We start from the raw sequence: 9112 nt of genomic DNA, 5'->3' as shown, positions 1-9112 counted from the left end.
GGCCGGAGGCGAGTTCCGGCCAACCGCCGCCCGGCGCGGTGGTGGAAGTCGTGGGCGTCTGCATAATCGCGTGGCATGACGATCACGCACGGAGGGCCCCTGACGGAACTCGGCGCGGGGCTGTACGCCCTTCTGCCCGGGCGGCGCGGATGGGGCCTGGCCAACTGCGGGCTGCTGGTCGGTGAGGACTCCGCGCTGTGGATCGACAGCCCCTACGACCGGCGCCTGGCAGGTGAGTTCCTGGCCACCAGCCGTCAACTGCTGCCCGCGGGCGCGGACGTCGACCGGGTGGTCGTCACGCACGCCAACGGCGACCACCTGTGGGGCGCCTGCGTACTGCCCGATGCGCAGGTCGTCGCGACCGACGCGGCAAGGGCGCACCTGTGCCTGGAGCCCACGCCGCACCAACTGCACGCGCTGGCCGGGGCGGTGGACCCGGCGACGCCGTGGGGCGCGTACGTCCGGCAGCACTTCGGGGTCTTCGACTGGTCGGCGACCGCACTGCCCACGGTGACCGAGACGTTCACCGGGGAGCACGAGCTGACGGTGGGCCGGCACACGGTCCGTCTCGCCTCGCTGCCGCCCGGGCACACGGTCGGCGACCTGTTCGTCCATCTGCCGGAGCAGGGCGTGGTGTTCACCGGTGACGTGGTCTTCGGCAGCACGGCCGCGCAGCCCGGCGACCACCCGTCGCACTGGGCGGGGCCGCTGGGCAACCTGATCGCCTCCTGCGAACGGTTCCTGGCCACCGGGGCGCGGACCTTCGTGCCGGGCCACGGTCCGGTGCTGAGCGCGGCCGGGCTCAAGGTGCACATCGGCTACCTGGAGTACGTCGCCGAGCGGGCGCACGCCTTCCACGCCGCCGGCGTCCCCGCCGCCGAGGCCGCCCGCCGGGTGATAGCCGAGGGCAACTATCCGGAACTCGGCCTCCCCGAACGGCTGGTGATCACCATCGGCAGCGAGTACCGCCACCTGGACGACGGCGACCATCCGGGGATGCTGCCGGTCATGCAGCAGGTGGCCCAGCTGGCCTGGGACCTGTCCGGCCGTTGAGGTCCCGCGGCGCGCCGCGTGCTCCGCGTGCTCCGCGGCTGCGGGGTCTACCGCCCGCCGGCCACCCGCAGCACCGCGCCCGTCGTGTACGACGCGTCGTCCGACATCAGCCAGGCCACCGCCCCGGCGATCTCCTCCGGCTGCCCGGAGCGGCCCATCGGGGTGGTCTCGCCCATCCACGCGGGCCGTTGCGGGTCGGCGTGGAACTCGGTCCACACGGTGCCCGGGGCGACGCAGTTGACCCGGATGCCGTCGGCGGCGACCTCCTTGGCCAGCCCCACCGTCATCGTGTCCACGGCCGCCTTGGCCGCCGCGTAGTGGACGTACTCGCCGGGGCTGCCCAGGGTCGCCGCGGCGGAGGAGATGTTGACGATCGCGCCGCCCGACGCGGCCGTCATCTCCCGGACGGCGCGCCGGGCGCAGAGCAGGTAGCCGAGGACGTTGACGCCCAGCGCGTCGCGCATGCCCTCCGGGTCGGCGTCGGCGAGCCGGCCCAGCGGGCCGCTGACGCCCGCGTTGTTCACCAGGCCGGTGACCGTGCCGAGCCGCCGTGCCGCGGTGTCGAAGAGCCGGTCCACCGAGGCCGCGTCCGAGGTGTCGACGGCGACCGGGACGGCCCGGACGCCGAGCGCGGAGGCGTCGGCCGCCACGCGTTCGGCGGCGCCCGCGTCGGAGCGGTAGCCGATCACCAGGTCGTGACCCTCGGCGGCGAGGCGCCGGCAGACCGCCGCGCCGATGCCGCGGCTGCCTCCGGTGACGACGGTGATCAGGGGTGCGGATGCTGTCGTGCCTGTCATGCGCGCCATGGTCGCAGGCCGGTGGGACCGCCCGGGGCGCGGGCCCTGAACGGGTGCCGTGGTCCCGGACCGCGTGGGCCGCTCGGCACCGGGCGCCGGTGCGAACTGATCATGGTTCGCGCGAACGCCTCCCGCGGCCGCCCTCCAGGCCCTAGCCTGACAGCCCGTCACCGAGGAAAGGGATCACGCATGCAGGTCACGATGGTGGGAACCGCGTACGCCGCGAAGGATCCGGCCGCAGCCGCCGCCTGGTTCGCCGAGCACTTCGGGTTCACGGTGAACATCGACCTCGGCTGGTACGTGAACACCCAGCACCCGCAGCACCCGCAGTACAGCCTGGACTTCGTCCGCGCGGACCACGAGTCGTGGCCGAAGGCGGCCCGTGGCAAGGAGATCACCGGCGCGCTGCTGGCGTTCCTGGTGGAGGACGTGGACGCGGAGCACCGGCGGCTGGCCGACGCCGGGCTCGACGTGGTGATGGACCTGGTGACCGAGCCGTGGGGGCAGCGGCGGTTCCAGGTGGCCGGGCCCGACGGGCTGCTGATCGAGGTGCTGCAGCCGGTCGCCCCCGACCCGAAGTGGCTCGAGGCCAACGGCCTCGGCTGAGCGGGCCGCCCCGGTACGCGGACGGGGCGTAGGCAGGGAGTACCCCGCCGGGTACATTCTCCGACGGCGCGGTCCCCTGCCCGCCCCACCGATCACAGAACGGGATCCCATGTTCGGACTGAGCGAGCTCGCCCTCCTCCTGCTCGTCGTCGCCGCCGTCCTCGCGGCGAAGCGGCTGCCCGACGTGGTCCGTTCGGCGGGCAGGTCGGCCCGCATCCTCAAGGCGGAGTCGCGCGCCCTGAAGGACGCGCCCGCCCCCGGCGAGCCGAAGATCGTCCAGGGCGAGGTCGTCTCCCGCGACACCGCGGCGCCGGGCTCGACCGCCGGAGCCTGACCGCCCACCGCCCGGCCGGCCCCGCACACCGGGCCGCCGAATCCTGACCGCACACCGGTGGGCCCCGGGCTCGGCACACCCGGCGAGGGGGCCTGACCGCTCAGGCCCGCCCCGGGACCGCCCCGACGGGCCACGTCAGTCGTCCGGGCTCGGCAGCCGTTCCTCCGGCGGAAGCCGGCGGGCCAGCGCGTCCTCGGTGAGCGAGGACTCGGCCAGCGAGGACGTGCGGTAGGCGGTGCGGCCCACGATCTGCCCGGTCACCGGGATGGTGAGCAGCTGGAACAGCGCCACCAGGGCCAGCGGCACCGCGTACCGGGGCGAGTTCTGCAGCGCCGCGCCCAGCAGGATCATCAGCAGCCCCAGTGTCTGGGCCTTGGCCGCGGCGTGCTGCCGGCACACCGCGTCGGGGAAGCGGAGCACGCCGACCGAGGCGAGCAGGCAGAACAGCGCCCCGCCGATCAGCAGCACCGCCGAGGCCACGTCCAGGAAGACGCTCACCGCATGCCCTCCCGCTTCTCCACCAGGTGCGCCGCGGTGACCGAGCCGACGAAGGCCAGCAGGGTGACGGCGAGCAGCACCGGCAGCCCCGTGCCGTCCTCGCGCCGCGCGGCCTCCGCGGCGATGCCGGCCGCGAACAGGGTGACCAGCACGTCCAGGGTGACGATCCGGTCCAGCACTCCCGGCCCGATCACCAGCCGCACCACCGTCAGCAGGGACGAGAGGCCGAGCAGGGCGAACACGACGTAGTAGACGACGGTCACGAGTCGTCCTTCCGTGACGGGGGCGGGGGCGAGGACGGCGGAGGCGGAAGCGGCGGCACGGCGTCCGGGCCGTCGCGCCCCAGCGCGGCCACCAGCCGGCGCTCGTTGGCGAGCAGCGTGCGGCGGGCCTCGCCGGCCTCGCCGGAGGCGGCGACCAGCAGGACGTGGACGTAGAGCACGCCGCGGCGGCGGTCGATCTCCAGCACCAGGCTGCCGGGCGAGACGTTGGTGAGGAGCGTCGCGAGGGTCACCAGCAGGTCGCTGTCCGCGTCGAGCGGCATCTCCACGATCGCCGCCCGCACCCGGGGCCCGTGCCGCACGGCGGCCCAGGCGACCGCGGTGGCGGAGACGACGAGGTTGGCGACCATCCGGCCGCACAGGGCGACCAGCCGCAGCGGGCGCACCGTCATCTGCCGGGAGACGACCGGGAAGCGCGAGACGGCGAGCACCGACAGGGCGACGAGCAGGCCGCCGACGATCACCAGCGGGCTGGGCGTGGACCAGAGCAGGACCCACAGCGCCCACAGCCACAGCAGGGCCGGCAGCCGGCGCAGCAGGGAGCGGTTCACCGGCCGTCACCTTCCCCGGTCAGCACGGCCGTGCGGTATCCGCCCGGTTCCACCAGTTCGGTGGCGGCCCGCTCCCCCAGGTCGGCGAGCGGCCCCGCGGCCACCGCGAGGCCGAGGCCGGTGAGGCCCATGGCGACGGCCGCGGACATGGTCAGCATCATCCCGGGCCGGCCGCGCAGCGGGAGCGGGTCGCCCTGCCCGGGGGCGAACGCCCCTCGCCACACCCGGACCATGGCGTACAGGGTGAGCACGCTGGTGACCAGCGCCGCCCCGGCCAGCAGCCAGGCCGCGACGCCGCCGTGCGCGGCGGCGGCCCGCAGCAGCGCGAACTTGGCGATGAAGCCGGACAGCGGCGGCACGCCGGACATGCTGAGCGCGCCGATCAGGAAGAGCACCCCGGTGAGGGGGTGCACCCGGCGGGCGCCCTCCCCGCGTTCCATGCGGGAGAGTTCTGCCGTCCCGGCGGCGTTGACGATCAGGCCGGCCACCAGGAAGAGGGTGGCCTGCACGGTGATGTGGTGGAGGATGTACAGGATCGTCCCGGTGAGTCCGGCGACGTCGGAGAGCGCCAGGCCGAAGATCATGAAGCCGACGTGGCTGACCAGGGTGAAGGACAGCAGGCGGTTGATGTCGTCCTGGGCGACGGCGCCGAGGATGCCGACGAGCATGGTGGCCACCGCCAGCACGGTCGCCACCCACCAGGCGCCGTCCCGCGGGAAGACCAGGCTCTCGGTGCGCACCATCGCGTACACGCCGACCTTGGTGAGCAGGGCCGCGAAGACGGCGGTGATCGGGGCGGGCGCGGTGGGATAGCTGTCCGGCAGCCAGAAGTGCAGCGGCACGACGGCGGCCTTGATGCCGAAGACCACCAGCAGCATCAGGCTCAGCGCGGTGCGCAGCCCCGGCGGCAGCCGTTCCGCCTGGACGGCCAGGTCGGCGAGGTTGACGGTGCCGGCGGCCGAGTAGACCAGGCCGAGGGCGGTGATGAACAGCAGCGACGAGGTGAGGCTGGTGATCACGTACGTCATGCCGGCCCGCACCCGCCCGGCGCCCGCGTCGAGGGTGATCAGCACGTAGGACGCGGAGAGCAGCATCTCGAAGGCGACGAACAGGTTGAACAGGTCGCCCGCCAGGAAGGCCAGCGCGATCCCGGCCACCAGCACCAGGTAGGACGGGTGGTAGGGCACGGTGATGCCGGGCCCGCGGTCGGCGTTGTCCTGTCCGACGGCGAAGAGCAGCACCGCGAGGGCGACCAGCACGGCCAGCGCCAGCAGCATCGTGGCGAGCAGGTCGGCGACCAGCACGATGCCCACCGGCGGCGCCCAGTCCCCGGCCGCCACCACCACGGTGCCGTCCCGCTCGACCACCACGAGCAGCGCGATCGCGTCGGCCAGGACGAGGGCGAGCGCGGTGAGGGTGACGGTGCGCTGCCGGTCGGTGCTGGCGGACACGATCAGGGAGAGGCCGGCCGCGAGCAGCGGGACCAGCACGGGGACGGCGACCAGGGCGAGGATCATCCGGCGTCACCCCGGTCGTCGGCCGGCAGGTGCGGGGTGGGGTCGTCGTCGGCGCGCTCCCCCACGTCGCCGATCCGCCGGTCCTCCGGGTCGTCCTGCACCTCGTCGTGGCCGGTGAGCCGCCAGGAGCGGTGGGAGAGGGCGAGCAGGAAGGTGGTGACGCCGAAGGTGATGACGATGGCGGTGAGCGCCATGGCCTGCGGCAGCGGGTCGGAGTAGGCGGTGACGTCGACGTCGCGGTCGCCGCCGGTGACGGGCGGGTCGCCGAGGGGCCCGCCGGCCTCCAGGAGCAGCAGGTTGGCGCCGTGGCCGAGCAGGATGATGCCGAGCACGACGCGCATCAGCGAGCGCTGCAGCAGCAGGTGGACGCCGGCCGTGAACAGGCCGCCGACGACCAGCGCCATGGTGAGGTCGAGGCTTTTCACGGGCGCCTCCCGCCGGCCGTGCCGGTTCCGGTGCCGAGCTGGGGCACGGGGGCGCGCAGGGAGGTGCCGGCGGCCGAGAGCAGGGTCAGGATCACTCCAAGGATCAGCAGGTAGACGCCGATGTCGAAGACGAGGCTGCTGCTTGTCTTCACCTGGCCGAGCACCGGGAGGTGCCAGGTCCACAGGGAGGTCGTCAGCAGGGGCTGTCCGAAGGCGAGCGGGGTGAGGCCGGTGACGGCGGCGAGGGTGAGGCCGGTGCCGATCAGGTGACCGGGGCGCAGCGGGACGGCGCGCTCGACGTCGCCGGCTCCGGCGACCACGTACCGCAGGATGTACGCCTGTCCGGCGACCAGCCCGCCCGCGAAACCGCCGCCGGGCCGGTAGTGGCCGGAGAGCAGCAGGAAGAGCGAGACGACGAGGATGGAGGGGAACAGCAGCCGGGTGACGACCTCCATCAGCACCGAGCGTTCGGCACCGAGGAGGTCGGTGCTGCCGGGCAGCCAGTGTTCGCGGGGCTCGTCCCAGCGGGCGGCGGCGGGGAACTCGGAGGGGTCCGTGAGCTCGCCGGGTGCGGTGCGCCGGCCGGTCCCGTCGGCCTCCGCGGCCTCCTCCCGCGACGTGCCGTCCTGTGCGGTCCCCTCCCGCGGGGTCTCGTCCTGCTTGCTCTCGTCCTGCCGGGTGCCCAGCCGGATCAGGCTGACGACGCCGAGGGCGGTGACCATCAGGACGGCGATCTCGCCCATGGTGTCCAGGGCTCGGAAGTCCACGATGATCGCGTTGACGACGTTCGTGCCGCCGGTCTCGCCGACCCTGCGCAGGTACTCGCCGGCCGGTCCGGCGTTCTGCCGTCCCTGAGGGGCGGTCAGGGCGAACCCGGCGACGAACATCCCGACGAGGACGGCGACCGCGGCCCGGCTCCAGCGTCCCAGCACGCTGCTGGAGGCGGGGGTGAAGCGCGACGGCATCCGGCGCAGCACCAGGACCACCACGACCAGGGTGAGCGACTCGACCAGGAACTGGGTGAGCGCCAGGTCGGGCGCGCCCTGCACCACGAACAGCCCGGCCACGGCGTAGCCGACGGCACCGGTGACCAGGACGGCGGCGAGCCGGTGCTTGATCACCGCGGCGCCGGCGGCGGCGATCAGCACGGTGAGCGCCAGGGGCAGTTCGGCCGGCGTCCACCAGGCGCGGATCTCGTGCAGCTGCGGCATCTCGTGCAGCACCGCGATCGACGGGAGCACGACGACGGTGAGCAGGATGGCGGTGAGGTAGAGCGGGAGCGAGCCGACCTGGGTGTACCGGGTGAACACGACGGCGCCGTGGTGCAGGGCGACCATGGTGCGCCGGTAGCACCACTCGGCGTCGGGCAGCCGGGGAAGGCGGCGCAGCAGCCGGGAGAACGGCCGGCGGGCGGCGTGCAGGGCGAGGCCGAGCACCACGATCAGCAGTGCCAGCCACACGCCGAGGGTCCAGCCGTGCCAGAGCTCCGCGTGGAAGGGCTTGCCGGTCTCGGGGTACTGGTCGGCGTACGGCGCGGTCAGCGCGTCGACCGCCGGGTAGCCGATGCCGGCCACCAGCCCGAGCAGGGCCAGCGCGGCGGCCGGGGCGAGGAAGAGGGGCTTGGGCGGCTCCACCGGGCCGGAGGGCGCGCGGTCGCGTTTGGCCGCGAAGCCGCCCTGCAGGAAGCGGGCGGTGTAGGTGACGGTGAACACCGAGCCCAGGCACAGGGCGGCCGTCGCCCACGCGTCGCCGGTGATCTCACCGTGCAGCAGGGCCTCCAGGGCGCCGTCCTGGGCGATCCAGCCGATCGTCGGCGGCAGCTTGGCCATCGACGCCCCGGCGAGCAGGGCCACCGCCGCGAGGACGGGCAGCGCCCGGGCCAGGCCGGACAGCTCGCGCAGGTCGCGGGTCCCGGTCTGGTGGTCGACGATGCCGACCACCATGAACAGCGCGCCCTTGAACAGCGCGTGGGAGAGCAGCAGCACCGCCCCGGCGACCGCGCCGGTGCGGGTGCCCATGCCGAAGAGGGCGATCATCATGCCCAGTTCGCTGACCGTGCCGTAGGCCAGCAGCCGCTTCATGTCGGTCTCGCGCAGCGCCCGCCAGGCGCCGACCACCAGGGTGTACAGGCCGACCGTGAGGACCAGCGGCCGCCAGGCGGTGGTCTCCGCGAAGCCGGGGGCTAGCCGGGCGACCAGGTAGACCCCGGCCTTCACCATGGTGGCGGCGTGCAGGTAGGCGCTGACCGAGGTGGGCGCGGCCATCGCGGCGGGCAGCCAGGCGTGCAGCGGGAACTGGGCGGACTTGGCGAACGCGCCGACCAGGATCAGGACCAGGGCGCAGGTCACGATCGCGCCGGGGGGCGGCGGGTCGGCGAGCAGCGCGGAGATCCGGTAGGTGCCGGCCGCCTGGCCGAGCATCACCAGGCCGAGCAGCATGGCCAGACCACCGGCGACGGTGGTCAGCAGGGCCTGTTCGGCGGCCCGCTGCCGGTCGCCGCCCTCCCGTCGTCCGGCGATCAGCAGGAAGGAGGCGACGGAGGTCAGTTCCCAGAAGACGTAGAGCAGCAGCAGGTGGTCGGCGAGGACCAGACCCAGCATCACGGCGGCGAACGCCAGGAGCAGTCCGGCCTCCCGGCCGTGGCCGAGGTGGTGGTAGTAGGCGGCGTACGTCATCACGGCGACGCCGACGCCGGTGACCACCAGGGCCATCATCAGGGAGAGCGGGTCCAGGCGGAGCGCGATCTCCAGGCCGAGCGCCGGGGACCAGGCGTAGGTCTCGGTGTACGTCGTGCCGTCCAGCACGGAGGCCGTGCGGGTGAGCAGCCAGGCGAGCGAGGCGGCCAGCACGAGGGCGGCGACCGCCCACACCCCGCGGCCGATGCGCCGGGCGGCGGCGGGCAGCGCGGCGGCGCACGCCAGCTGCGAGAGCACGACGACGAGCACGCGACCTCCGGGCGCTGGGCAGTGTTGCCTCCGGTTCCCTGATCGCCCCAGCCTTAACGCCCTGACCTCGCCCCGCCCGCCGCACTGCCCTGTATGGCCCAGCCC

General features: G+C 74.1%; 10 protein-coding genes. 3 read left to right on the top strand and 7 right to left on the bottom strand.

Features of this window, described 5'->3' with window-relative positions:
* Positions 1–75 precede the first annotated feature (75 nt).
* Positions 76–1053 (top strand): MBL fold metallo-hydrolase, encoded by a 978-nt coding sequence (locus ACOV8S_RS03320; RefSeq protein WP_448316011.1) that lies wholly within the window; start codon positions 76–78, stop codon positions 1051–1053.
* Between the two features lie 47 nt (positions 1054–1100).
* On the opposite strand, the gene ACOV8S_RS03315 is transcribed toward ACOV8S_RS03320, so the two are convergent.
* On the bottom strand, positions 1101–1859 hold the full coding sequence (locus tag ACOV8S_RS03315) for an SDR family NAD(P)-dependent oxidoreductase (protein WP_448316010.1): 759 nt from the start codon (positions 1857–1859) through the stop codon (positions 1101–1103).
* Between the two features lie 180 nt (positions 1860–2039).
* Here ACOV8S_RS03315 and ACOV8S_RS03310 point away from each other — a divergent pair, with 180 nt between their 5' ends.
* Together ACOV8S_RS03310 and ACOV8S_RS03305 are read left to right on the top strand one after the other, a co-directional pair.
* Positions 2040–2456, top strand: a complete 417-nt coding sequence (locus ACOV8S_RS03310; protein ID WP_448316009.1) for a VOC family protein — start codon at positions 2040–2042, stop codon at positions 2454–2456.
* Positions 2457–2565: 109 nt separating this feature from the next.
* Entirely contained in the window at positions 2566–2790 is a 225-nt protein-coding gene (locus ACOV8S_RS03305; RefSeq protein ID WP_448316008.1) for a twin-arginine translocase TatA/TatE family subunit, read from the top strand.
* Between the two features lie 135 nt (positions 2791–2925).
* On the opposite strand, the gene mnhG is transcribed toward ACOV8S_RS03305, so the two are convergent.
* Genes mnhG through ACOV8S_RS03275 form a run of 6 tightly spaced genes read right to left on the bottom strand, consistent with a single transcriptional unit; the run spans position 2926 to position 9007 of the window.
* Complete coding sequence (mnhG, locus tag ACOV8S_RS03300; protein ID WP_448316007.1) at positions 2926–3288, bottom strand: monovalent cation/H(+) antiporter subunit G; 363 nt, start codon at positions 3286–3288, stop codon at positions 2926–2928.
* Positions 3285–3551 carry a monovalent cation/H+ antiporter complex subunit F gene (locus tag ACOV8S_RS03295; RefSeq protein WP_448316006.1) on the bottom strand — a complete coding sequence of 89 codons (267 nt, stop codon included), beginning with the start codon at positions 3549–3551 and terminating at the stop codon, positions 3285–3287. Before ACOV8S_RS03295 ends, mnhG begins: the two co-directional genes overlap by 4 nt.
* Positions 3548–4120, bottom strand: coding sequence for a Na+/H+ antiporter subunit E (locus ACOV8S_RS03290; RefSeq protein WP_448316005.1), 573 nt, complete (start codon positions 4118–4120; stop codon positions 3548–3550). The genes ACOV8S_RS03295 and ACOV8S_RS03290 overlap by 4 nt, the downstream gene beginning before the upstream one ends.
* A complete protein-coding gene (locus tag ACOV8S_RS03285; RefSeq protein WP_448316004.1) occupies positions 4117–5637 on the bottom strand; it encodes a Na+/H+ antiporter subunit D in 1521 nt (506 codons plus the stop codon). The genes ACOV8S_RS03290 and ACOV8S_RS03285 overlap by 4 nt, the downstream gene beginning before the upstream one ends.
* The gene (locus tag ACOV8S_RS03280; RefSeq protein WP_382557684.1) at positions 5634–6062 is read right to left on the bottom strand and encodes a Na(+)/H(+) antiporter subunit C; all 429 of its coding nucleotides are present in this window, start codon (positions 6060–6062) and stop codon (positions 5634–5636) included. Before ACOV8S_RS03280 ends, ACOV8S_RS03285 begins: the two co-directional genes overlap by 4 nt.
* Entirely contained in the window at positions 6059–9007 is a 2949-nt protein-coding gene (locus ACOV8S_RS03275; RefSeq protein ID WP_448316003.1) for a Na+/H+ antiporter subunit A, read from the bottom strand. Before ACOV8S_RS03275 ends, ACOV8S_RS03280 begins: the two co-directional genes overlap by 4 nt.
* Between the last annotated feature and the right edge of the window lie 105 nt (positions 9008–9112).

It is taken from the genome of Streptomyces sp. CO7 (genome assembly GCF_053474865.1).
This window is presented reverse-complemented; position numbering and strand designations above follow the sequence as displayed.

What these genes read in the sequence shown, in the direction of transcription:
- ACOV8S_RS03320 (WP_448316011.1), top strand. Translation starts at nt 76, where the DNA reads ATGACGATCACGCACGGAGGGCCCCTGACGGAACTCGGCGCGGGGCTG.
- ACOV8S_RS03315 (WP_448316010.1), bottom strand. Translation starts at nt 1,859, where the DNA reads ATGGCGCGCATGACAGGCACGACAGCATCCGCACCCCTGATCACCGTC.
- ACOV8S_RS03310 (WP_448316009.1), top strand. Translation starts at nt 2,040, where the DNA reads ATGCAGGTCACGATGGTGGGAACCGCGTACGCCGCGAAGGATCCGGCC.
- ACOV8S_RS03305 (WP_448316008.1), top strand. Translation starts at nt 2,566, where the DNA reads ATGTTCGGACTGAGCGAGCTCGCCCTCCTCCTGCTCGTCGTCGCCGCC.
- ACOV8S_RS03285 (WP_448316004.1), bottom strand. Translation starts at nt 5,637, where the DNA reads ATGATCCTCGCCCTGGTCGCCGTCCCCGTGCTGGTCCCGCTGCTCGCG.